Here is a 22918-nt window from a genome sequence, read left to right as displayed (position 1 = left end):
TCCTAGCGTGTGATGAGTGAGACGAGACTAAAGCGTTTCAACGCAATCGCACCGATGATGAAGTAACCGAGTACGGAAAAGAATGTCGCCCATACTCCGAACGAGAGATTGACTTGAGTCGTTAGATGCAGCAACCCGAGCGCGAATTCATGGAGCGAATAGAACGGGTTGAGGAAGCTGAACCATTGATCAGGTGACTTGATTGCCAATAAAAAGAGTGGGAACATCAGAATGTTTGCGAACGTTCCGAGACTCGATACTTTCACTGGAAGCGTCGTGATGGCGACACTGGCAACCGCGAACGGGATACTCCCAATCAATACGAGTAGAGACGTTGCAATCAACTTGAACGAAAAGAACCCGTGTACGAGCGTAACGACCGTTGTGAATAAAAGTAGGCTGATGGAGGCGAATAGAAGTTGCGCCAAGATGACGGCGATGACGTACGTCATCTTGTTCCCGGAAATCATCACGTATGTTTTCATCAGTCCATATTCGCGCATGCGGGCGAGTTCGATACCTACACCATTCACATATGTAGCAAGAATAATATACACCCAGAAATAAGAGAGTCCTGGGTAGTATTCCGCTGTCGTTGCTTGGCGAATATCTGAAAACGACTGCGTCAAAGCGATGACAAGTGGAATCCCGAGTGTCCAAAAGAATGGAACTTTATCCGTGACGACAACTTTGGCATACATAAAGAAATAACTTGTGATTTGATGCATCCTGTTCCTCCGTTTGTATGTTTAATTGTTTGTATCGTAGCACAATATACGGAAGATGATTGGAAAAAGTTTCAAAAAAACAATCCCTCACATCGAATGGGGGATTGAAGAAAATTATTTCACTTTGTCACGTTTTGCGATTTTGTCGCTCACTTGCTGACCACTCAACGTCACCATCGGCATACCGCCACCCGGGTTGACAGTTCCTCCGACGAAGTAGAGGTTATGGTAGAGTTCGCTCTGCTTCTTATGCTTGAAGCCACCGTTCCGATTCTTGTCAGCGACCGTTCCATAAATGGCTCCCCTGTCCGAGCCATACGTCCGCTCGATATCATGAGGCGTCCATACGTCACGCGTCACCGTATGTTCACGCAGGCCATCGAGCCCCATGCGTTCTAGCTTATCGAGTACACGCTCTTCAAAGGCGGCGTACTCTTCTTCGGTGAACGGATTGTCTTGGATATACGGGATGTGTGGCAAGATTTTAATGTTCTCATGTCCCGGTGGCGCTTGAGTCGCATCGGTCTTATTGACGTTGACGAGGTAAATCGTCGGGTCGTCTGGAAGCTCGTGTTTCTCAAAAATTTTGTCCATCTGCTCATGCAAGTTTTCGGAGAAGAAGAAGTTATGGTGTGCGAGCTGAGGGTAGGCTTTCTTCACGCCGAGATGGAGGACGAATCCAGAGCTGGCCGGTTCGTATTTATCGACGAGCTTGTCGACATACTGTTCGTCCGCGTCGACCATTTTCTGATAGAACGGAATGACTTCCATGTTCGAGACGAAATAATCGGCCGAACGGAGACGTCCATCTTCAAGCTCGATTGCTGTAATCTTTTCATTCACTGAATGGGCACGGACGACGCCCTGACCGGTATGTAGCTTCACACCGATTTCTTCGGCGAGCTTCGTCAATCCTTCCGCGAGTTTGTGGGTCCCGCCTTCGACGTACCAACAGCCTTGGGCGTACTGCATGTAAATCATCATGTTGAGGACGGCCGGTGCGTTATAAGGAGACGACCCGACATATTTGACGTAATACGACAGCATGTCCCGAAGATGCGGATTACTGATGCGCTTCTTGATGGCGCTATACATGGTCGACGTCAAATCGAACCCAAAGAGCGTTGGGAAGATCCCCGTCTTCATGACGGCTTCTAAAGGTGACTCAAACCCTTCAGCCAAGTAGCCCTTCTCGGTCGTCTTATAAATGCGGGCTGCGTAATTTAACAGTTCACGATATTCTTGCATGTCTTTTCGAGAGAGGGAAGGATTCGCGCGTTGCATCTGTTCGAGATCATGATAGAGGTCGAGCACGGTCTCGTCCGGGAAGAACGAGCGCCATTCGAGCTCAAGCCGCTTGATGGAAACATAGTCCTCCATCCGTTTGCCGCTTCCGCGGAACAGCTTGTCGAAGATATGGGGCATCGTTAAAATCGAGGGTCCGAGGTCGAAGCCGAATCCGTCTTGTTCGAGACGATTCACTTTCCCTCCGATGTGGTCGTTCTTTTCGTAGAGTGAGACGTCGTATCCCTTTTGAGCGAGCGAGATGGCTGCTGACAATCCACCGAGCCCTCCGCCGATGACGATGACCGACTTATCCAATGATTGCATATATTCGCCGCCTTTCCGAAGTATTATTTTCAAAAAACAGAATGATTGCTACCTCTTCTATTCCCGTTTCTAAATGAATCGAACATGCTTTTACGGATTTGCCACATCCACAAAGATGTCATCCCTGAATCGGGAAAAGTTTTGTATAGTAAGGGAACAGAGACTGAACGAAAGTAGGAATCTAAGATGATCGTAAAAACAATCACGCTTCACTTTGCGAACGGCGATGAGATCACGATCCCGTTTGACGATATGGAATCGTGTCGGATGCATGATATTCAAGACGGGGTACGTGTTGCCGCGGATGGACAAGTGATCAAAGAAAAAGTGATGCATGGACTCGACCTCGTATTAAAGGATTCAGCAAACCAACTGGAATGGGATGGTCCAGGTAGAACGTTTGACCGTATCCTAGGTATGTCGGATTTACAACATCTCGCCTTCGAGTTTGAAGGGATGCGAGGAAAGTCATACCGCATTGCCTGGCATGATTTAGAGGCAGTACAGAACGCATACCAGAAGACAACTGAAGCAAATGGGAATTTGCATGTGCATGTTCGCATTCCGTAAAAAGGGCCTCTCGCAACGTGTGCGGGAGGCTTTAATTGTTTCACTTCACACCACCAGCGACGAGTGGTCCTTCAAACGTGATCGTATAGATAATCCGAGCGATGTCTTCCGCCGTTTCTTCCGAAGACGGATTGTTCAGCCATTCGTAGATGACCCCCATGTGAGCTGATGAGAGATAGGCGACGAGATAAGTCGGTGGGACCATCATCTTATCCGGATCAAACAAAGTTACTGGAGAGCGCTGAAACAAGGCAGCCTGCATGAACTTTCGAAGCTTTGCCTGAAATGTCGGGTCTCCGTTTGGTCCGAGGAGCGGTTTCATGATGATTTGATTGTCTTCGATGAAGCCGATAAACGGGACAAGGTAATGATACGAGTTGTCGGTCCGTTCGTCTCCGAAGATGTGTGGCAAGTGATAAATCAATTTCTGTTCGGCTTCCTCAAAAATTTCAGCGACGCATTTCTCCATCAACTCGAACTTATCCACATAGTGACTATAGAACGTACCTCGATTGATTCCAGCCCGTTCGGTCAATTGCTTGACGGTGACGGCTTCGAATCCTTGCTCTTCGATGAGACTAAAGAAAGCATCTTTAATCAATTTTTTCGTACGGATGACGCGTAAATCAGTCTGTTCCATCCATTTTCTCCTTTTCTTCAACATATTCAGACCATCTGTCGGAAAACCAACACGATGACTGATATTGACGATTGTTGCCACCGTGAACGAGGTCTATACTGAACTTATAAACCAACACGGTGTCGATTATCTTGAGTATACACGATGAGGCGCCGAAAAGGAGTGATAAGCATGAACATTCAATTGCAACACGTCGACAAGTCATTCGGTGACCAGCTCGCCATCGACAACATCGACTTCACGATTCCGTCCGGTGAGATTTGCTGCTTGCTCGGACCATCTGGATCGGGGAAGACGACGCTCATCCGACTCATGATCGGCGCCCTCGCACCGGACAAAGGAAGTGTCCACATCGGTGAAACGAAGATGCCGAATATGGCCATGCTCCAACAAATCGGATTTATGCCGCAAAACGATGGGTTGTACGAAGACTTGTCGGCCGAGGCGAACCTCGCTTTCTTCGGTTCAATTTATAAGTTAGGAAAAAAGGCACTCCAAGATCGCATCACAGAAGTACTCGATCTTGTCGATTTGGCGAACGATCGGCATAAGCTCGTCCGTAATTTTTCAGGCGGGATGAAAAAACGTCTGTCGCTAGCCATTGCTATCTTGCATAAGCCAGACGTGTTGTTCCTCGATGAACCGACAGTCGGAATTGACCCGATCTTACGTCGTCAAATTTGGGATCAGTTTCAAGTGATTCGGAGAGAAGGTACGACCATCATCGTCTCGACGCACGTCATGGATGAAGTGCTCGAGTGTGACCGTGCCGCGCTCGTCTACAATGGACGGTTGATTGCCTATGACCATGTACAGGACTTGCTCGACCAGACCGAGAATGGTCGCGTGGAAGAATTGTTCTTGATTGCTGGGAAAGAGGAGGTGGATGGTCATGCGTAACTTAGCGAAACGTGTCATCTTTCAAACGTTGAATGATAAACGAAGTGTGGCCTTGATCTTGATTGCACCGCTTCTGATTTTGACACTCGTCTACTTCTTACTCGGTGACTCGGATTACGTGCCAACTGTCGTCCTTGATGACAACGCACCAGAACAGCTCGTCAATGCATTTGAAGATGAGACGCTCGAGGTGGAACAAGTAACGTTCGATGATCCCAAAGCATACATCGAAGACAATGAAGGCGTCGATGCTGTCTTTGAAATGGATCAAGCAGGAACGACCATCACATTACGTGAGCCGTCGACGAAGTCGTCGAAAGCCGTTCGTGAAATTCAGGATGCGTTGACGACACTCAACCCCGCAGCCGAGATTGACACGTCATTCGTCTATGGGGAAGAAGACCAGTCCACATTCGATTCGTTCGGATTCGTTTTCCTCTCTCTCTTTTCGTTCTTCTTCGTGTTCATCCTATCTGCGATGGCGCTCGTCAAAGAACGCAGTGGCGGTACACTTGAAAGACTCTTAATGACTCCGATTAAGCGAGGTCAGGTTATTTTAGGGTATACGCTCGGATACGGCGTGTTTGCGGTCGTTCAGTCGATTTTCATCGTGCTCTATTCGATTTATGTGCTCGGTCTGTCTTCTCTTGGGAATATGGCGTGGGTCATGTTGACGATGCTACTCATGGCGGGTACGGCGGTACTCTTCGGGGCGACCATCTCGGTGTTTGCCCGTTCGGAATTACAGGTCGTGCAGATGATTCCGTTCACCATCATCCCGCAAGTATTCTTCTCGGGACTCATTCCACTCGACTTGATTCCATATGGTCTCGGGAACTTGAGTTACGTCATGCCAATCTTTTACGGGGCGACGGCAATCAAGGAAGTCATGATTTACGGTAGCGGCTTCTCGGGGATTTGGGTGTATTTACTCGGATTGATTCTCTATGCAGGTGTCTTGTATCTCTTAAATATGCGGGCACTCGGAAAATACAGAGGACATTGAGTTAAATAAACGTTAGCGAAAGCCGTGGTACTTATCGAGCGCCATGGCTTTTTGTTTATCCACAAAAAAAGCACTCGGACAATTGCCCGAAATGCTCATTAGCGCTTGAGTAACAACATCACGCCGGTCACGAATAGTGCGATTCCGCTCGCGAGTCTAACTTGTTTGCACGTCACGTTCTTTCACCCCTACATTTCTTCATCGTTTTGCTTTAGCGACACGTTTCGGTGTTTTCGACATTTCTTGATAAATCGAAAGAATCTCGTTTCCGTAATTTCCTTTTGGCTGCATGGCCCACTTTCGATGCAGTGATGGCCAAGTCGTCGCAGAGCCCCGTTTGACGAGGTGGAAGCGTGGATCGACTTTTGTCATATTCAGCGCATCTTTTGAGGCGTATGCCTTTAGATGCTGAATTTGAGCGGTTACACCTTGGTGTGGTGAACGGAAAAAGTGTCCCTTCACGCCGTTCCCAGTCGTCCCAATCCCTGAGTAGTTATGCTGCTTTGGAAGGACATCGCCGCCATAACGGAAATACCCTGTTTCTTTCAGCGCCTGCGCGAACGCAACATCACCACGGACGCCTTCTTTTGCACCGATGATGACGAAAAGTTTCGCCAAATCTTCGACAGACGTTTTCGCGAGCCGGACATCACGAGGATTCTTTTGTTTTACGTAATCCGCCATTTGTTGCGGAGTCAAAGCCGATACTCCCATGATAGCACGATTCTGCTTCTTTGGGGCCGCCTCAACGATTGATCCAGTCGAGACGAAAGATGAAGTGACCAGAAGAACAACAATGATAAAGCCGAACACTTTTTTCATAATATGTACCCTCCTAAACGAATCCTATCCATTGAGAAATAATACCATTAAAAAGTAATATTGACCCATTATTACAATGATTATTGTGGATCGTATATATTCATTCTTGTTTATAGTAAGCGTATAAAGAAATAGGAGGAAATGATGTGTATAGAGCTTATCAGTTTAAATTGAGCTTAATGGATGGAGATGAGCCGATATGGCGTCGATTTGTCATTCCGGCCGAAACGAATTTCAAGCGACTCCATGATGCGATACAACTAGTGATGTGGTGGGATGATGAACATTTGGCAAAGTTTGAAGACGATCTTCACGAGCCAACGTTTCGCTTCGTCCTTTTTCCTGATGAGGTCTATGATCACAAAGAACATCTAGCCTATCTAAAGAGTAAATCAGAATTGAGCGAGTTTGAGCGTCTTATGTTGCGCCGTTTACAGCGAGTGAAAGTAAGGCACATGAAAAATATTAAACTTCCAACAATTATTGAAAAGCATCCGGTTCTTTACTACACGTACGATTATGGAGAAGACTGGACGCACGAGCTAGCGTTTGAAGGAGTAATTGAAGATTATCCTAATCCATACCCGACGGTGACGGAGTGGGTTGGAGAGACGCCTCACGAAGGCGTTGGCGGTTGGGAAGGAAATCAGATGATTCGCGACATTCTGGCCGACCCGACGCATCCAGAACATGAAGAGTATAAAGAAGCGTCAGAAGGTGTTCAGGCGTATGATATCGATAAAATCAATCATATGCTGGAAGTGTATGTGACAGTAAAAAAATAAATAGCGCGTGAAGAGACCGAGTTGCGATGCGATTCGGTTTTTTGTATACAGACTTGAAAACAAAAATAAAAAACCCCAAATGACGAGTCATTGGGGTGAGGCGTATAAAACGCCGCTGTTACGCTTATAGCTTATTTTAACTTACCTATGTGTTTGTACAGCAGAAGAACCGTACAGGAATAGTATAAAACTAAAAATATAATATGTCAAACATACCCTTGTAAAATATTTTCATTACATTTAAAGGAAATAGTGATAATCTAAAATTAATTGTAGATCAATTATAGGAGGCTGCTTCGCATGAGCATAAAATCAAGAAATCAATATGCTGAGAACATCAAAAGTCGATATGAGGGAAATTATACGATTGGTTTGGATATTGGAACAAGTTCAGTAGGCTGGGCAGTTATCGATGATTCATATCAAATACCAGTATATAAAGGTAAAAAGGCATGGGGTGTCCGTAGATTTGATCAAGGACATACAGCCGAACATCGTCGATTAAAACGAGGTGGACGTAGACGAATTAATAGAAGGAAAAAAAGGCTAGAATATCTAGGAGAAATTTTTCAAGAGGGTTTGAATACTATAGATGAAAATTTTTTAAGAGCCCACGAATTGATTGATGAACATGATTTAGATGAAGTCGCGCAATACCAAAGAGATATCACAGAACACTCACTTCAAAAGACACTAAAATTAATTTCTCGCAATCAGAAAGAGTATCAAGAGTTATGTCACTTGTATCCGACCATGTTTCATTTACGTTATGCCATCATTTCGAACCCACATCAAAAGTTTGACCTACGTTTGGTGTATCTAGCATTACATCACATCGTGAAAAAAAGAGGTCACTTTATCCAAGAAGCATTGGAATTGAAAGAACTTCTTTCTGTCAATCCCCTTCAATTCAAAACAGTGATTGAACAAATTTCTGATGAATATTCGGAAGAACCGATTCGCTTAAAAAATGAAGAAGCAGAACAATTGATCAGTATTTTGAGAAGTGTCAATGAAACTAGAAATGATCGGTCGAAGAAAGTGAAAGCTATGCATAAGTCTCTTGAGATATATGCAAAAGCTTTGTTAGGAATGAAGTTTTCAATAAACAAACTTTTAGGAATCGATGGTGAAGATGTAAAAATCGAATTTGACAAAGAACTAGATGCTCAACTAGAAGAAGCTTCTGATATTTTGGACGATACCCAAAAACAATATATATGTGATTTACAGCAATTGTATACCTCTCTTGTATTTGAAGATGTCATGAAAGGTAGCACTTATCTTTCAGAAGCTAAAGTAAAAGAGTTTGATGACTACAAGGAACAATTAAAAAGTCTTAAAAGAATATTGAAACATGAAGAAGATCTTTATAAGGAAGTGTTCTTAACTTCTAAAAAAGATATGAAACTGTGGAAGCAAACTCGGCAAAAAGACTTATATAAGAAATTCTGTTTGTTAGATCGTTACAACTATAGTGATGTGAACTCCAAAGTAAATATACTTGACCATGAGAAGTTTAGCAAAGAAATGGAGAAGATTCTAAAACAAGTAGAAGATTCAATAGGCAAAACAAATATATTAACTGAAATTAGAAATGGATCATTTCTACGAAAATTAAATCGTCGGGATAATGGAACAATTCCTTATCAATTGCATTTAGCAGAAGCTGAAAAAATATTAAGCAACCAAAAAGAATATTATTCATTTTTAGATGATCAGGTATTCGAAAAAGTGACTAAATTGATTTCGTTTAGAATCCCTTACTATGTTGGACCCTTAATCAATAATAGAGATTCTGAATTTGCATGGATGGAAAAAAACGATGGAAATGTTCGTCCATGGAACTTTAGTGAAACAGTGGATCATGCAACCAGTGCAGAACGTTTTATTTCACGGATGGTTGGCAACTGTACATTTCTATATCAACAAAAGGCATTACCAAAACAGTCACTGACCTATCAATTGTTTGAAGTACTTAATGAAATAAATGTAGTAAAAGTGGACGGTAAACGTATTAGTAAACCAGAACGCGATGAACTCTTTAAGTTGTTTTTGACACATAAAAAAGTCACAATTCGCGAGGCGAGCAAGCAACTTGATGGAAAGAAACTCTCAGGAACTGCAAAAGAAACTGAATTTTCTTCCTCGCTACAGAGTTGGCAAGAGATGAGTCAAATCATTGGTGAAATCGATCCGATGAAAGTCTTTTCTGATTCTATTGATTCGGAACACGTTAATAGATTTGAAATCGCGGAACATCTTATTCTTTGGGTGACAGTGTTCAATAATCGTGCAATGTTGAAGAGTAAAATTGAACAAACTTACCCTCATTTAGATAACGTTACAAGGGTTTTATCATTAAATTATACAGGCTGGGGACGCCTCTCGAGTCGTCTTCTAGTTGAAATGTCAGCGAAGAACAAGCGAAATGTCATTCAAACCATGTTGTTAGAATCTAAATTAGGAAAAGACAAAGATGAAATTTGTTTCGGGTTCCAAGAAGTAATCACTACCAAGAAGTTTGGATTCGGTCAAATAATCGAAAAGTACAACCTTGAAACAAGAGGCGATGAAACTCAAATTAAATTAGAATGGGTTCAGGATTTGGCGGGATCTCCTGCAATCAAACGAGGGATTTGGCAAGCTTTTCAGTTGATTGAAGAGTTAGAGCAGATTTTTGGGAAACCGAAACGGATTATTATCGAAACTGCTCGTGAAGACCAACTTAATCGAAAACGAACTAAGAGTCGGGAAGAACAGTGGGAATTACTACTGAATCAAATGCCCGAGGATAAAGTGCTGCAACAATTAAAAGGTGAGAGTTTTGATTTTCGGAATATAAAAGTATGGTTGTATCTAATGCAGCGGACGCGTTGTGCATATTCTAATGAAGTGCTTCATATCGATCGGATTGGTGATTATGAAATCGACCACATTATCCCTTACAGTATTTCGTTAGACGACAGTATAGATAACAAAGTACTTGTTAAAAAGAAACTAAATCAAGATAAAGCGGGACATTTAATGCCTCTAGAAGTTATACCTTCCGAACGGCATGCAGAAATGAAAAGAGAATGGCATTCTTTACACGAGAAGGGATTAATCTCTAGCAAAAAATATCACAATCTACTGATTGAAACGATTACACCTACGATGGCTCAAGGGTTTATTAATCGACAACTAGTAGAAACAAGACAAATAACAAAACATGTTCTAGAGCTACTAAGACATCGCTATCAAAATGAGGAAACGAAACCAGATATCCTTGGATTGAAAGCTCAAATGAGTATGAAGGTACAAAAAGAATTAGGTATTGAAAAAGTTCGTGAGACAAATGATAAACACCATGCTGTAGATGCTTACATGGTTGCTGTAATTGCAGATTTTATATTTTCTATAGGCAAAGGGTCATGGATTGATGGAGAGGAGTATTGGAAAAAATATCGTTCCTTCAATCAACATCATCATTTGAACCATAAGAAAACAAGTTGGATTGTAAAAGAAATGAAGAAGAATGGATTAATTAATGCTAATGGCGAGGTATTAACTGCGGCAGACAGTACGGCGATTTATCAATGGCTTGTAAAACAAATAGACGATTCTCGTTTCTGTGTCACAAGAAAGCTTGAATCCAACGGGGATGATCGGAAGTTTTGGAACGAAACACTATATTCACCAAAATCGAAAACCAGTACATTGCCCGGAAGTGTTGGTAAGCAATATTTAGGTGTCTATAGTGGTGTCACAGTAGCAGAAACTATACTTTGCTCAATAGGTGTAAAGAAAGGAAAGAAATACGTTACAGAGTATCGGCTTGAGTCAATCAGTCAGTATGAAAGAAACCAAGAAAAGAAAGAAACATTAAATAACCGGTTCAATCAAGAATTGGGCGGAAAATATCAAGAAGAGTCTGTTCGTATCATAAAACGGCTACCGTTAAATACCTTAGTTCTTTTGAATGACTACCCGGCCCACTTACTTTCTAAAAAAGAAGTAAGGAATGCCAATCAAATTCATTATTCACAGGGTATGTTGAGAAAATTGAATGCACTTCAGCGAGATGTGAAAATAGCAGATGTACTCTTTATATTGAATGATTTAGAAGAAAAAATAGTAAACCATTTTCCATTTGCATCAGAAGGTCAACTTCAAAAAATGAGTACTTCTTTAAAAAACATAAGAGAAAAAATTGACTCGGTAAACGATGATGAGAATCAATTTCTCAATTTAGAAGGTATGGTAGTCTCCGTTTCTCCATTGGCCGAAGAGATTCGACGTGCATCTCAACAAATGATTGATGTACTGCAGCCATCAAGTAAGCGTGTAGATGAGTGGAGTGGAATGGGACGATTAAGCATTAACGTTTTGAACAATGACAATGTGAAATTAATTTCCCAGTCCATTACAGGACTAAATGAACGAATCGAAGTGATTAAAAGAAATGGGGAGTATGTCTATTGATTAGTGAGGTGCGATATGGGGTTTCGTAATCTTATTATTACGCAAGAGTCACGACTATCATCACAGCAGGGGTATTTGATTGTCACAATGCCTGAAGGAACACATAAAGTTCATTTAGGTGAACTTGATGCGATTGTACTAGAAAATCCGAGAGTGAAGATTTCAGGTATTTTATTGAACCAACTTGCGCAACAAAATATCTCATTAATTCTCTGCGACGATAAGCATCATCCATCAACGATGATGCTTCCGTTGCATGGGAACTTTCATAGAGTGAAAAATATTAATAGACAGATTGTATGGACTGAAGAATCAAAGAATCGAACTTGGAAACAGATTATTCAACATAAATTATACATGCAAATTCAGACATTAAAGGAGTTTCACATTACGGATACTTTGTTATCAGAGTATATCAATCAAATTGAGATAGGTGATGTGACAAATCGAGAAGGTCTAGCTGCGAAAGTGTACATTCATCAGGGGGCAAGAAGATCCGAATAATTGGGCCCTTAATTATGGATACGCCATTTTGGCAAGTTATTTTTCTCGAACTATTGCAGCGAAAGGGTATTTGACTGAGTTAGGAATCAAACACAAAAATGAATTTAATGCATACAATTTAGCATATGATTTGATGGAGCCATTTCGACCACTTGTAGATCAACGCGTCAAACAAATTGTTAAAGATTCTTTCACCCAAAAAGAACGTCATTATTTATTAGACGTAGTCAACGACAAAGTGAAGATTGATGGGAAAGCTCAGTATTTACCGAATGCAATTGAATTGTATTGCCAAAGTGTATTTAATAATTTGAACGGGAAAGAGAAGAAGTTTATAACGTTGCATTGGGAGAAGGTGAAGAAAGGATGAGTTTTCGATACATGAGATTGATTGTAATGTTTGATTTGCCAGTAGACACATCTGCTCAAAAAAGGCAGTATCGTCGATTCCGCAAGTTCTTAATCGAAAAGGGTTTTGTAATGGAGCAGTATTCGGTATACAGTAAACTCGTTCTAAATCACTCAGTATCTAATAGCTACCAAAAGCAACTTCGAGCAAATCTCCCTCCTCAAGGGAATATTCAACTATTAAGTATTACCGAAAAGCAGTATGCGGATATTGTTGTACTTAGAGGTGAAAAACAGACCAATGTCGAATCTTCAACAGAGCGAAAGATTATCTTATGATTATCAACTGTAAAAATGATGATTTATTGATACCTATCTATGATTATGAAGTCAATGTCGTTCATTTTGAAAACCAAAGGTGGTATCAGCTTTGGAATGAACCGTTATTACGTCTAGTAAAACAAGTAAAGAATGAAGTAGAGCTGGAGATAGAGATTAAGTCTGAAGATGGTAAAAGTTTAAAATCTTCGCAAATTCTTTATATAGGATCGATGAACCAAGATATCGTCACCCAGCGTCCATTTTTAAAATTGGTTCATGGGAAAGTAGCTGAAGCGATTGAAAAGGATTCTGCACTATTTTCAACTCATGAAGAAATAAATCGATCGTTATATCAATTATTTCATTTTAAAAATTTTGATGATCTGCTTAAAAATTACGAATTAGAGTTCTCGGTTGAACAGTTTTCGTTATTAAGATTGATTGAGTCAATCCCACTCGAGTTACATTCTAAGGTAGATGAAAATTGGAACACGCATTCTCGAAATATAAAAGAGACTTTAATAACATTACATTTAGAGATGAACCCTGATTGCAATCTCGTGATTTTGGATTATCCAGAACATCGGATGTCTAGATATGAAAAGCAAAAGTTCATCGAATTTCTCCACAATCTCTCCGTGACGGTACTTGTTGTGACTAGTGATTATCATTTTATGAAATCGGTGAGTGAACTGGAACATCTACAAATCATCGATAACCTAGGAGAGCGTTATCCCATATCAGAAGTGATTCGTGAACAACAACTTTTTTACTCGAATGAATCCCAGGCCTTAGAAAAAACCGTTGCTGAGATTCTAGGAATCATTTCGTTTTATTCTATCGAAGAACAAAAAGCGATTTCAAGCGTGCTAAAACAGTTATAAGTAGAGAGAACCTTTACAAGAACAAATCTAAAACCACAAATCAACCTGAAATTTGAGGTTTTAGACCTATGTGTTTGTAGAGCAGAAGAAAACAATGATACCGATGCCCGGGATGCTTGCCAGGTTTTAGACCTATGTGTTTGTAGAGCAGAAGAAAACCGCATCAAAGGGTTGGCGTAAGGGAGGTAGGTTTTAGACCTATGTGTTTGTAGAGCAGAAGAAAACAACGCCATCAAAGCAGCGGCAATCGCCGCAGTTTTAGACCTATGTGTTTGTAGAGCAGAAGAAAACAGTCTGACTTCGTTCTCTGTCATGCCTAACGTTTTAGACCTATGTGTTTGTAGAGCAGAAGAAAACTCCTCTATTAAAAAGGGGATTGCGGGCGCAAGTTTTAGACCTATGTGTTTGTAGAGCAGAAGAAAACAGCGAGAATCGAGCAAGGTCATCGATGCAAGTTTTAGACCTATGTGTTTGTAGAGCAGAAGAAAACCGGGTCTGTAAGGAGATGGCGGTCGAGCTAGTTTTAGACCTATGTGTTTGTAGAGCAGAAGAAAACTAAACGGAACACAACTCGCACAATTCCCGAGTTTTAGACCTATGTGTTTGTAGAGCAGAAGAAAACATGTGAACGCGCCCTGAATGACGTTCTTGAGTTTTAGACCTATGTGTTTGTAGAGCAGAAGAAAACTAAATCGTGATGTATTCACGCCCACGATGAGTTTTAGACCTATGTGTTTGTAGAGCAGAAGAAAACGTAAAGGTATTCGGAACGGGTACTGGGGTGGTTTTAGACCTATGTGTTTGTAGAGCAGAAGAAAACAGACGGTACGGTTCAAAGACCTCTTCAGTCGTTTTAGACCTATGTGTTTGTAGAGCAGAAGAAAACCTAACTTGTGGTGCGCCGTGTCCGCAATGAGTTTTAGACCTATGTGTTTGTAGAGCAGAAGAAAACAAATCCGATGGTCGTTCGATAACGCATAAAGTTTTAGACCTATGTGTTTGTAGAGCAGAAGAAAACTAGTAGTTGTACGGAGTAGATGCAGTTCCAGTTTTAGACCTATGTGTTTGTAGAGCAGAAGAAAACCGAGGAATCGCACATGGTCACACTATATACAGTTTTAGACCTATGTGTTTGTAGAGCAGAAGAAAACTTTTCGAATCAAACTGCCACGCGCACGACAAGTTTTAGATCTATGTGTTTGTAGAGCAGAAGAAAACCGGCATACGGAACTGTTTGATGACGCTGACGTTTTAGACCTATGTGTTTGTAGAGCAGAAGAAAACCAACCAAAGGAGCGGATAAAATGAACCATGTTTTAGACCTATGTGTTTGTAGAGCAGAAGAAAACCGAGGAATCGCACATGGTCACACTATATACAGTTTTAGACCTATGTGTTTGTAGAGCAGAAGAAAACTACAAGCGGTGACGGTGGAGCAGACGGGCTGTTTTAGACCTATGTGTTTGTAGAGCAGAAGAAAACTACAAGCGGTGACGGTGGAGCAGACGGGCTGTTTTAGACCTATGTGTTTGTAGAGCAGAAGAAAACAGAGCTGCTTGACCGTGAGGTATTCGGATTTGTTTTAGACCTATGTGTTTGTAGAGCAGAAGAAAACATTTGAGCGTCTGAACGAGTTCGTCCGAGAGTTTTAGACCTATGTGTTTGTAGAGCAGAAGAAAACCGCACACAAGGTTTCTAAATAACGAAGAGTGTTTTAGACCTATGTGTTTGTAGAGCAGAAGAAAAACAGCTCTCCAGCCGAATCTCGCGCGGGTTCAGTTTTAGACCTATGTGTTTGTAGAGCAGAAGAAAACTTTGTTTAGGTATTCCTTGATTGCGTGTTCGTTTTAGACCTATGTGTTTGTAGAGCAGAAGAAAACTCGCGGCGGAGAGATACGCCCTCATCTTGTGTTTTAGACCTATGTGTTTGTAGAGCAGAAGAAAACGGAATCGTCTACCGATTCAACGGATTGTCTGTTTTAGACCTATGTGTTTGTAGAGCAGAAGAAAACCCCAAGTCCATAACGTACCATCTTCTTTGAGTTTTAGACCTATGTGTTTGTGAAAGAGAAAAATCAATATATTTCAATCCACGCACCTACGTGGTTTTAGACTTATGTGTTCGAAAAGCAGAAGAATCGAAATTTCTAACTATCCTGATACATTTTTACAATACAAATAGGTATTGAACCTAAAAGAGCCGCTCTGAATCGATCATTCAGAACGGCTTTTCCTATTAATTAGCTTGTTTCAATTCTTCGACGGTCTCTACTTGATCATCAAACTTACGAACATCCACTCGTTTTACGAAGAACGCAAGGACGAGTGCCAAGAGGTTCATCCCGAGTGCGACGTAGAACGAGTATTGAATCCCAGACAAGAGGGCTTGCTGAGTGATGGCACCCATCGAGCTCTCTGTGAGCGTCGCAGGATCGACGCCTGTCATCAATGATTCAGCTTCTGCGCGTGTCACCGAATTCATAATAGTGACTAGAACTGCCGTACCAATCGCACCAGATACTTGTTGGGCCGTGTTGTTGATAGCCGTTCCATGCGGATTGAGGCGAGTCGGTAATTGGTTCAATCCATTAGTCATGATGGGCATCATGACCATTGACATCCCAAACATACGCAACGTGTACGTTAAGACGATGTATGTGTAGGTCGAGTCAAGTTGGACGTTTGCGAGCATGTACGTCGATACGGCGGTGATTGTCAATCCGGTAAGTGCCAATAATTTTGGTCCAAATCGGTCAAACAGTTTCCCTGTGATCGGCGACATGATTCCCATGATGATCGCACCAGGGAGAAGCATGAGCCCTGAATCGAGTGGGGAGATGCCACGAACGCTTTGGACGTACGCCGGTGTCAAAATCATACCGGAGAACATCGCGACCGCGTTGACCATCGCAATGACTGACGCGAGTGCGAACATCGGATGCTTATAAGCACGCAAGTCGAGCAATGGTTTTTCCATATGGAGCTGACGATAAATGAATGCGATCAACGAGATGGCACCGACAATCATCGTCGCCAAGACGATTGGGTTGTCCCAGCCGTCCGAGCTTGCCGAGCTGACACCGTATAAAATCCCGCCAAATCCGAGCGTCGATAAGACGAGTGACAAGTAATCGAGTGACTGATCTTTATTTTGGACCATGACGTTCTCCGCTTTCCAAACAGCGAGCGCGAGACCGATGATGGCGAGCGGTAAAATCATTTCGAATAAGACGCGCCAATCATAGTACTCGACGATATAACCCGAGAGTGTCGGTCCAATCGCAGGTGCCGAGATCATGACGAGCCCGAAGATTCCCATCGCCATCCCCCGTTTTTCACGCGGGAAGCTGACGAGCATGACGTTCATTAAGAGTGGCCCCATCGTGGAGGCTCCGACGGCCTGAATCATCCGACCGCTCAACAACCAGCCAAAGTTTGGCGAGAAGGCCGCGATCGCCGTACCGATGGCGAAGATACTCATCGAGGTGATGAACAAGCTTCGGTTAGAAAAACGAGTGATTAAATAGGCGGATGCCGGGACGAGTACACCTGTCACGAGCATAAAGCCTGTCGCAAGCCATTGTACGGTCGAGTAGTCTGCAATCTCGAGATCGACCATGATCGATGGGAGCGCGACGTTGAGTAATGAGTTGTTTAAAAATGCGATAAATGCACCCGCAAAGAGGACCGCCAACATGACGTAAGGCGGTTTCTTTTGGAATTCTGGTTTCATATGGATGGCTCCTTTATTTTCTAAATAGTTATGTGTTGGTAAGTGTCGATGAAATGATTTTATACCCGTTGTATAAATAAAGCAACTATTTTGTACTATTAGTCTAAAATGGTTTTCAGTGCTATAGTAAAGGTACAAACCAGACAGAACGGAGTCATGAAAGCATGAAAGAGAAAAAGAGAAAAGTCGCAGACATTGCCATGTCTCTCTTCATCGAAAATGGAGTGCAACACACATCGGTGCAAGAGATTATCGACCGTGCCAATATCTCAAAAGGGACGTTTTATAACTACTTCTCATCGAAGACGGATTGCGTGGCCAGTATCCTCGAGAACTTGCGATATGATGCCGGACAGCGCCGGATTGAGATGCAGATGGGACGCGACAAACGAGATCGTGATGTCTTCATCGAGCAAATCTCGATATTGATTCAATTGAACGAAGAACGGAACTTGCACGCGTTATTTGAATCGATCATGTCGTCAAACGAGAATGAATTGAAAAAACTCGTACTTCAACATCGCATTTATGAAATTGAATGGATTGCGATGCGTTTGACGGAAATCATTGGAGAGTCCGTTAGACCGTATTCGATGGAATTGACGGTGCTCTTCAACGGGATGTTGCAACATATCTTATTCACGAACCGAATCACGAATGCTGCGTACTCTCCTCAAAAGGTCGTCCGAAACTTATACACATATGTCGAATTGATTGCCGCTCGAATGATGGAGACAGGAGAGCACGTCTTGAACCCGGTCACGGTTGAGCAAATGCGGGGGACGACAGATAAACACCTTGTCACAATCGAAGAATTGAACGAGATGGCTGCTCGCATTGAAGAGCATGTCGAGATGACGGAAGAACAACGAGATTTGTTCGATGCAATCGCGTACGAATTAAAACAAAATCGTCTTCGGAAAATTGTCTTAGAGCAGTTGTTGAAGCCATTTCAGCGTCTATTTAAAGGCGTGACAGGCGAGACGGAAGTCCAAAAGTTTACGAATCTCGTGTGGCTGTATACACGGACACATTAAGGACAAAAATTTCCCGATACAGTAATATAGAAGAAACAAGGAATGGGAAAAAGAATCAAAAAGTTTCCTCGAAAAAGAATTGATTCCTACAAATTCATGCGCTACAATCAAATTACCGAAAGCGCTTTCGGGAAGAGGAGAATAACATGGGTACGATTTATGATTTAGCCAAAAAAACAGGATTCTCAATCACGACAGTGTCCAAAGCGTTGAACAACTACAAAGACGTGAGCGACAAGACGAGAGCAAAGATTCTTCAAGCCGCTGCTGAGATGGACTACTTGCCGAACGCACATGCCCAGTCGTTATCGACGAAAAAATCATGGGCGATCGGGGTCATGTTCTCAGAAGCGAATGAAGTGGGGATGAAACACCCGTTCTTCAACGGAATCATCGAAAGTTTTCGTCACGCGACAGAGGAGCAAGGCTACGATTTAATCTTCGCCTCGCGTAACCTGCGCAACCGTGATATGAGTTATCTCGAGCACTTCAAACACCGTGCGGTCGACGGCATCGTCGTCATCTGCTCGGACCGAATGGATGAGCAAGTTCAGGAGCTCATGCGAAGCGACATCCCAATCGTCGTCGTCGATATGGACAGCGCCAATTGTAGCGTCGTCTATTCCGACAACATCGAAGGAGCACGTCTCGCTGTGAATTATCTCCATGAACTCGGTCACCGAAAAATTGCCCACATCGCTGGGGATGAGACGATTGACGCTGGAGCGGCACGGATCAAAGGATATGAGCTTGCGATGCAAGAGCTGAACCTTCCGATTCGACCGGGCTACCTTGTCAACGCCGGTTTCTTCTCAGTCGGAGAAGGGAAGCGAGCGATGGAACGATTGCTTGAACTTGACGATCGACCGACCGCTGTCTTTGTGGCCGGGGATCAGATGGCAATCGGTGTCATCGAAGCGATTCACGAACATGGTCTTCACGTCCCGAATGACATCTCTGTCATCGGATACGACGACATTGAAATGATCCAATACATTACGCCGAAACTGACTACGATTCGCCAAGATACGGATGAAATCGGGGAAGCGGCAGCAGAACTTTTACTTGAACAAATGACCGCGAAAGAGCGACTCACCGAACGTCGCATCATTCCGGTACGCTTAGTAGAACGGGCCTCTTGTGCACCGGTCAAACAGTGATTTATAGCCAATGATATTTCGAAGTCGCTCTCTTTTCTTCAGCGGATGGAGAAGGGAGCGCGATTTCGAAAGTCATTTTTAGAGAAAATCGAAACCGCTTTCGATATTTTATTTCGAACAATCCGAAAGCGCTTTCGATAAATATTTACCTCTTTTTGCAAGCGCTTTCTAATACTACTTATAAAAAGGATGGGAACAACACATGCGTAAATTAGTCAGCTTACTTACACTCGGAGCACTTTCAGTTGGCGTCTTGAGCGGTTGCTCAGACAGCGAAGGCGGAGCTTCAGAATCAAAAGATGACGTATTAAAAGTCTGGTCGTTTACGGACGAATTAAAAGAACCAATTAAAACATATGAAGAGAAAAACGGTGTCAAAGTTGAATTGACAATCGTTCCAATCGCTGACTATCCAACAAAATTAAAGCCAGCACTTGAAAGCGGCGTTGGCGCACCAGACGTCTTCACAGGAGAAATCGCGTTCCTCAAACAATGGGTAGACGCTGGATATTGGGAAAATCTTTCGGACGAACCATATAGCGTTGATGAAATTGCAGACAACTATGTCCCTTACGTGTTTGATCTTGGAAAAGACAAGGACGGAAACGTTCGCGCTCTTTCATGGCAAACGACACCAGGTGGAATTTACTACAAACGTAGCTTAGCAAAAGAAGTACTCGGTACAGATGACCCAACTGAAATCGGCGAAATGATGAGCTCGATGGACGGCGTCTTCGAAGTTGCGGAGAAGATGAAGCAAAAAGGATATAAAATGTTCCCAGACGAAGGTGCCATCCGTTGGTTCTCACAAGGAGCAAACCCAGAAGCGTGGGTCAACGATAAAAACGAACTCGTCTTAACGGAAGATAAAATCAACTACATGGACTATGCAAAAGAACTTCGTGAGAATCAATACACGGCTCTCGCACCAGAATGGTCACCATCTTGGTTCGAAGGAATGGATAAGCCAATCAAAGTAAAAGAGAACGGAAAAGAGACAGAGACACAAGTCTTCTCATACGTCCTCCCAACATGGGGTCTCCACTCTGTATTGAAAGAAAACGCGAAGCAAACTGCGGGTGACTGGGCTGTCACAAGCGGACCAAGCCCATACTTCTGGGGTGGTACATGGCTCGGTGTTTATGAAGGATCGAAAAATAAAGAAGCAGCTTACGACTTCGTCAAACTCATGACGCAAGATGAAGAGTTCTTGACAGACTGGGCACAAGAAACAGGAGATGTACTTGCATTCAACCCAGTTACAGACAAAATCAAAGACGACTTCAGTGAAGAGTTCCTCGGTGGACAGAACAACTATGAATTCTTCCTCGATGAAGCGGATGAAATCACACCAGGAATCGTCACGAAGTACGACCAACAGCTCGATACGCTTTACGGAGCATCAGTCCTTCAATACGTAGAAGGTAAGAAATCAAAAGAAGAAGCGATTGAAGAATTCAAGAAACAAGCGAAAAACGCTTACCCAGACATCGTAGTAGACTGACGATGACCAACACGAGGGGGAACTCCCCCTCGGTTCTTATGGAAGGAGAAATACACGTGAAAAAACTAGATCGTTACGGCTATCTGTTCATCGCCCCGTTCTGGGTTGTCTTCTTGACGTTCAGCATCTATCCGGTTTTCTTAACACTTTACTATAGCTTCACGAACTATACGGGGAGCCCTGGTGAGGAAGTTGTCGGGTTTGCGAACTATACACGGTTGTTGACGGATACGTACTTTATCGAGGCGTTTTTCAACACCATCAAGATTTGGGGAATTAACTTCGTCTTGCAGATCGGGTTGGCACTTTTATTAGCACTCATCTTCTCGGATCTTCGCTTGAAGTTAAAAGGACTCTCGTTCTTCCGCTCGTTCTTCTATCTTCCAAACTTGATCACGATCAGCTCGGTCGCGCTCTTGTTCGGTATTTTGCTCGACTGGCAGCACGGTTCACTCAACATGGTGTTGATGAAAATCGGCTTGATTTCAGATCCGATCAACTGGTTAGCAGAACCAGTGACGGCACAGTTATCCGTTTCACTTATCTTGACATGGATGTGGTTCGGTCACTCCTTCATCATCGTCATGGCAGGGGTGTCGGGAATCTCGACAGATTATTTCGAAGCCGCTCACATCGACGGTGCGAACCGTTGGCAGATGTTCACGAAAGTGACATTGCCCCTCCTAAAACCAATCCTTCTCTATATCATGATCACGTCGCTCATCGGTGGACTCCAATTGTTCGATCTTCCGATGTTGATTACAGACGGAATTGGTTCACCAGACGGTTCGTTGAATACGATGGTGCTTTACTTATACAACCAAGCCTTCAAATATAACAACTATGGCTATGCGTCAGCGGTTGCTTACGGATTATTCTTGATTACGCTCATCTTCTCAGCGGTCGTCTTCAAGGGTATGTTCCGCAAAGAGCGCGCGACACAGAAGGGGGCGTAAGCAATGGAACAAAATGCAGAATCGCGGCGTATGCTTCCAGATAGCGAAGCGCAGCCGAAACGAAAAGAGGAGCGCCCGTTAAAAATGGCGCCTCCTTCAAAGAAAAAAACGAATAAACGTGTCGTACGAGGCTTGATCTATGCAGGACTCATCCTCCTAGCAATCGTCTGCTTCATTCCGTTTCTCATGATGATCGTCAATGCGACACGGACGAATGGAGAAATCATGGCTGGGTTCTCACTAATTCCGGGAACAGCGCTCACAGAGAACTATGCGACGCTTAGTGAGTACATCAACATCTGGAACGGATTCAAGAACAGCTTGATTATCTCTGTATCGGTTACGGTACTGTCAGGTTACTTCTCAGCCCTTACGGCTTACGGATTCACGTTCTATAACTTCAAAGGGAAAAATGCGATGTTCATCTTCATGCTCGTCATGATGATGGTACCTGCACAACTTGGACTCATCGGATTCTATGAGATCTCGAAGACACTCGGTATTCTCGATACGTTCATTCCATTGATTGTCCCAGCGATTGCGACACCATTCACGGTCTTCTTCATCCGTCAGTACACGCAAGCGACGCTTCACATCAGCTTGATTGAAGCGGCACGGATTGACGGTGCAAGCGAGTTGCGTATTTTCCACACAATCGCGCTTCCAATGATGATGCCAGCGATTGCAACGATGTCGATCTTTACGTTCATCGGCTCGTGGAACAACTACTTGATGCCACTTGTCCTCTTGTTCTCGCCTGAGAAATACACGTTGCCTGTCTTGATGGGCTTCTTGAAAGGATCACAAGTCGCAGAGAACCTTGGCTCGCTTTACCTAGGAATCGCGATCTCGGTCGTACCGATTATGATTGCCTTCTTGTTCCTCTCGAAGTACATCGTCAGCAGTATTTCGGCAGGTGCTGTCAAAGAATAAATATAGAGAAAA

The 22918-nt window shown here is 43.1% G+C and carries 17 protein-coding genes, 1 pseudogene and 1 CRISPR repeat array; of the genes and pseudogenes, 13 read left to right on the top strand and 5 right to left on the bottom strand.

Features of this window, described 5'->3' with window-relative positions:
• Window positions 1-2: 2 nt before the first annotated feature.
• Window positions 3-728, bottom strand: a complete 726-nt coding sequence (locus PQI28_RS11265; RefSeq protein WP_339963341.1) for a hypothetical protein — start codon at window positions 726-728, stop codon at window positions 3-5.
• Window positions 729-842: 114 nt separating this feature from the next.
• On the bottom strand, window positions 843-2339 hold the full coding sequence (locus PQI28_RS11260; protein WP_339963340.1) for a phytoene desaturase family protein: 1497 nt from the start codon (window positions 2337-2339) through the stop codon (window positions 843-845).
• Window positions 2340-2525: 186 nt separating this feature from the next.
• Here PQI28_RS11260 and PQI28_RS11255 point away from each other — a divergent pair, with 186 nt between their 5' ends.
• On the top strand, window positions 2526-2909 hold the full coding sequence (locus PQI28_RS11255; RefSeq protein ID WP_339963339.1) for a hypothetical protein: 384 nt from the start codon (window positions 2526-2528) through the stop codon (window positions 2907-2909).
• A gap of 40 nt (window positions 2910-2949) precedes the next feature.
• Here the strand turns inward: PQI28_RS11255 and PQI28_RS11250 are convergent, their stop codons facing one another.
• Window positions 2950-3549 (bottom strand): TetR/AcrR family transcriptional regulator, encoded by a 600-nt coding sequence (locus PQI28_RS11250; RefSeq protein ID WP_339963338.1) that lies wholly within the window; start codon window positions 3547-3549, stop codon window positions 2950-2952.
• A 171-nt stretch (window positions 3550-3720) separates the two neighbouring features.
• On the opposite strand from PQI28_RS11250, the gene PQI28_RS11245 reads away from it, so the two are divergent.
• Together PQI28_RS11245 and PQI28_RS11240 are read left to right on the top strand one after the other, a co-directional pair.
• Window positions 3721-4449: an ABC transporter ATP-binding protein gene (locus tag PQI28_RS11245; protein ID WP_339963337.1), complete on the top strand. Its 729-nt coding sequence runs from the start codon at window positions 3721-3723 to the stop codon at window positions 4447-4449.
• On the top strand, window positions 4442-5455 hold the full coding sequence (locus PQI28_RS11240; protein ID WP_339963336.1) for an ABC transporter permease: 1014 nt from the start codon (window positions 4442-4444) through the stop codon (window positions 5453-5455). Before PQI28_RS11245 ends, PQI28_RS11240 begins: the two co-directional genes overlap by 8 nt.
• Window positions 5456-5653: 198 nt before the next feature.
• Here the strand turns inward: PQI28_RS11240 and PQI28_RS11235 are convergent, their stop codons facing one another.
• Window positions 5654-6277 (bottom strand): glucosaminidase domain-containing protein, encoded by a 624-nt coding sequence (locus PQI28_RS11235; RefSeq protein ID WP_214696933.1) that lies wholly within the window; start codon window positions 6275-6277, stop codon window positions 5654-5656.
• Window positions 6278-6423: 146 nt separating this feature from the next.
• On the opposite strand from PQI28_RS11235, the gene PQI28_RS11230 reads away from it, so the two are divergent.
• The 5 genes and pseudogenes from PQI28_RS11230 to PQI28_RS11210 all read left to right on the top strand — a co-directional run bounded on the left by PQI28_RS11230 (window position 6424) and on the right by PQI28_RS11210 (window position 13583).
• Window positions 6424-7062 (top strand): plasmid pRiA4b ORF-3 family protein, encoded by a 639-nt coding sequence (locus tag PQI28_RS11230; RefSeq protein ID WP_339963335.1) that lies wholly within the window; start codon window positions 6424-6426, stop codon window positions 7060-7062.
• A gap of 300 nt (window positions 7063-7362) precedes the next feature.
• Window positions 7363-11526: a type II CRISPR RNA-guided endonuclease Cas9 gene (cas9, locus tag PQI28_RS11225; RefSeq protein WP_339963334.1), complete on the top strand. Its 4164-nt coding sequence runs from the start codon at window positions 7363-7365 to the stop codon at window positions 11524-11526.
• Between the two features lie 15 nt (window positions 11527-11541).
• A pseudogene (gene cas1 / locus PQI28_RS11220) lies at window positions 11542-12400 on the top strand (type II CRISPR-associated endonuclease Cas1).
• 11 nt (window positions 12401-12411) lie between these two features.
• Window positions 12412-12717, top strand: coding sequence for a CRISPR-associated endonuclease Cas2 (gene cas2 / locus PQI28_RS11215; protein ID WP_339963333.1), 306 nt, complete (start codon window positions 12412-12414; stop codon window positions 12715-12717).
• Window positions 12714-13583 carry a hypothetical protein gene (locus PQI28_RS11210; protein WP_339963332.1) on the top strand — a complete coding sequence of 290 codons (870 nt, stop codon included), beginning with the start codon at window positions 12714-12716 and terminating at the stop codon, window positions 13581-13583. Before cas2 ends, PQI28_RS11210 begins: the two co-directional genes overlap by 4 nt.
• A gap of 57 nt (window positions 13584-13640) precedes the next feature.
• A CRISPR array of direct repeats spans window positions 13641-15595; the repeat unit is 36 nt; unit sequence GTTTTAGACCTATGTGTTTGTAGAGCAGAAGAAAAC.
• 224 nt (window positions 15596-15819) lie between these two features.
• On the opposite strand, the gene PQI28_RS11205 is transcribed toward PQI28_RS11210, so the two are convergent.
• A complete protein-coding gene (locus tag PQI28_RS11205) occupies window positions 15820-17316 on the bottom strand; it encodes a DHA2 family efflux MFS transporter permease subunit (RefSeq protein ID WP_214786124.1) in 1497 nt (498 codons plus the stop codon).
• Between the two features lie 164 nt (window positions 17317-17480).
• Here PQI28_RS11205 and PQI28_RS11200 point away from each other — a divergent pair, with 164 nt between their 5' ends.
• The 5 genes from PQI28_RS11200 to PQI28_RS11180 all read left to right on the top strand — a co-directional run bounded on the left by PQI28_RS11200 (window position 17481) and on the right by PQI28_RS11180 (window position 22906).
• Entirely contained in the window at window positions 17481-18353 is an 873-nt protein-coding gene (locus tag PQI28_RS11200) for a TetR/AcrR family transcriptional regulator (RefSeq protein ID WP_339963330.1), read from the top strand.
• A gap of 146 nt (window positions 18354-18499) precedes the next feature.
• Window positions 18500-19513 (top strand): LacI family DNA-binding transcriptional regulator, encoded by a 1014-nt coding sequence (locus PQI28_RS11195; protein ID WP_339963328.1) that lies wholly within the window; start codon window positions 18500-18502, stop codon window positions 19511-19513.
• A gap of 202 nt (window positions 19514-19715) precedes the next feature.
• Window positions 19716-21017: an ABC transporter substrate-binding protein gene (locus PQI28_RS11190; RefSeq protein WP_337874718.1), complete on the top strand. Its 1302-nt coding sequence runs from the start codon at window positions 19716-19718 to the stop codon at window positions 21015-21017.
• 56 nt (window positions 21018-21073) lie between these two features.
• Window positions 21074-21973, top strand: coding sequence for a carbohydrate ABC transporter permease (locus PQI28_RS11185; RefSeq protein ID WP_339963327.1), 900 nt, complete (start codon window positions 21074-21076; stop codon window positions 21971-21973).
• Window positions 21974-21976: 3 nt separating this feature from the next.
• On the top strand, window positions 21977-22906 hold the full coding sequence (locus tag PQI28_RS11180; protein ID WP_339963326.1) for a carbohydrate ABC transporter permease: 930 nt from the start codon (window positions 21977-21979) through the stop codon (window positions 22904-22906).
• Window positions 22907-22918: the final 12 nt, after the last annotated feature.

The sequence above is a fragment of the Exiguobacterium sp. USCH10 genome, assembly GCF_037619445.1.
GTDB lineage: Bacteria > Bacillota > Bacilli > Exiguobacteriales > Exiguobacteriaceae > Exiguobacterium > Exiguobacterium aestuarii_A.
Note: the sequence above shows the minus strand (reverse complement) of the source record. Positions and strands in the feature narration are given on the sequence as shown.

Excerpts from the sequence above, each read along its gene's own strand:
- PQI28_RS11190 (WP_337874718.1), top strand. The coding sequence starts at position 19,716 with ATGCGTAAATTAGTCAGCTTACTTACACTCGGAGCACTTTCAGTTGGC.
- PQI28_RS11235 (WP_214696933.1), bottom strand. The coding sequence starts at position 6,277 with ATGAAAAAAGTGTTCGGCTTTATCATTGTTGTTCTTCTGGTCACTTCA.
- cas9 (WP_339963334.1), top strand. The coding sequence starts at position 7,363 with ATGAGCATAAAATCAAGAAATCAATATGCTGAGAACATCAAAAGTCGA.
- PQI28_RS11245 (WP_339963337.1), top strand. The coding sequence starts at position 3,721 with ATGAACATTCAATTGCAACACGTCGACAAGTCATTCGGTGACCAGCTC.
- PQI28_RS11240 (WP_339963336.1), top strand. The coding sequence starts at position 4,442 with ATGCGTAACTTAGCGAAACGTGTCATCTTTCAAACGTTGAATGATAAA.
- PQI28_RS11200 (WP_339963330.1), top strand. The coding sequence starts at position 17,481 with ATGAAAGAGAAAAAGAGAAAAGTCGCAGACATTGCCATGTCTCTCTTC.
- PQI28_RS11260 (WP_339963340.1), bottom strand. The coding sequence starts at position 2,339 with ATGCAATCATTGGATAAGTCGGTCATCGTCATCGGCGGAGGGCTCGGT.
- cas2 (WP_339963333.1), top strand. The coding sequence starts at position 12,412 with ATGAGATTGATTGTAATGTTTGATTTGCCAGTAGACACATCTGCTCAA.
- PQI28_RS11265 (WP_339963341.1), bottom strand. The coding sequence starts at position 728 with ATGCATCAAATCACAAGTTATTTCTTTATGTATGCCAAAGTTGTCGTC.
- PQI28_RS11180 (WP_339963326.1), top strand. The coding sequence starts at position 21,977 with ATGGAACAAAATGCAGAATCGCGGCGTATGCTTCCAGATAGCGAAGCG.
- PQI28_RS11205 (WP_214786124.1), bottom strand. The coding sequence starts at position 17,316 with ATGAAACCAGAATTCCAAAAGAAACCGCCTTACGTCATGTTGGCGGTC.
- PQI28_RS11255 (WP_339963339.1), top strand. The coding sequence starts at position 2,526 with ATGATCGTAAAAACAATCACGCTTCACTTTGCGAACGGCGATGAGATC.
- PQI28_RS11250 (WP_339963338.1), bottom strand. The coding sequence starts at position 3,549 with ATGGAACAGACTGATTTACGCGTCATCCGTACGAAAAAATTGATTAAA.
- PQI28_RS11210 (WP_339963332.1), top strand. The coding sequence starts at position 12,714 with ATGATTATCAACTGTAAAAATGATGATTTATTGATACCTATCTATGAT.
- PQI28_RS11195 (WP_339963328.1), top strand. The coding sequence starts at position 18,500 with ATGGGTACGATTTATGATTTAGCCAAAAAAACAGGATTCTCAATCACG.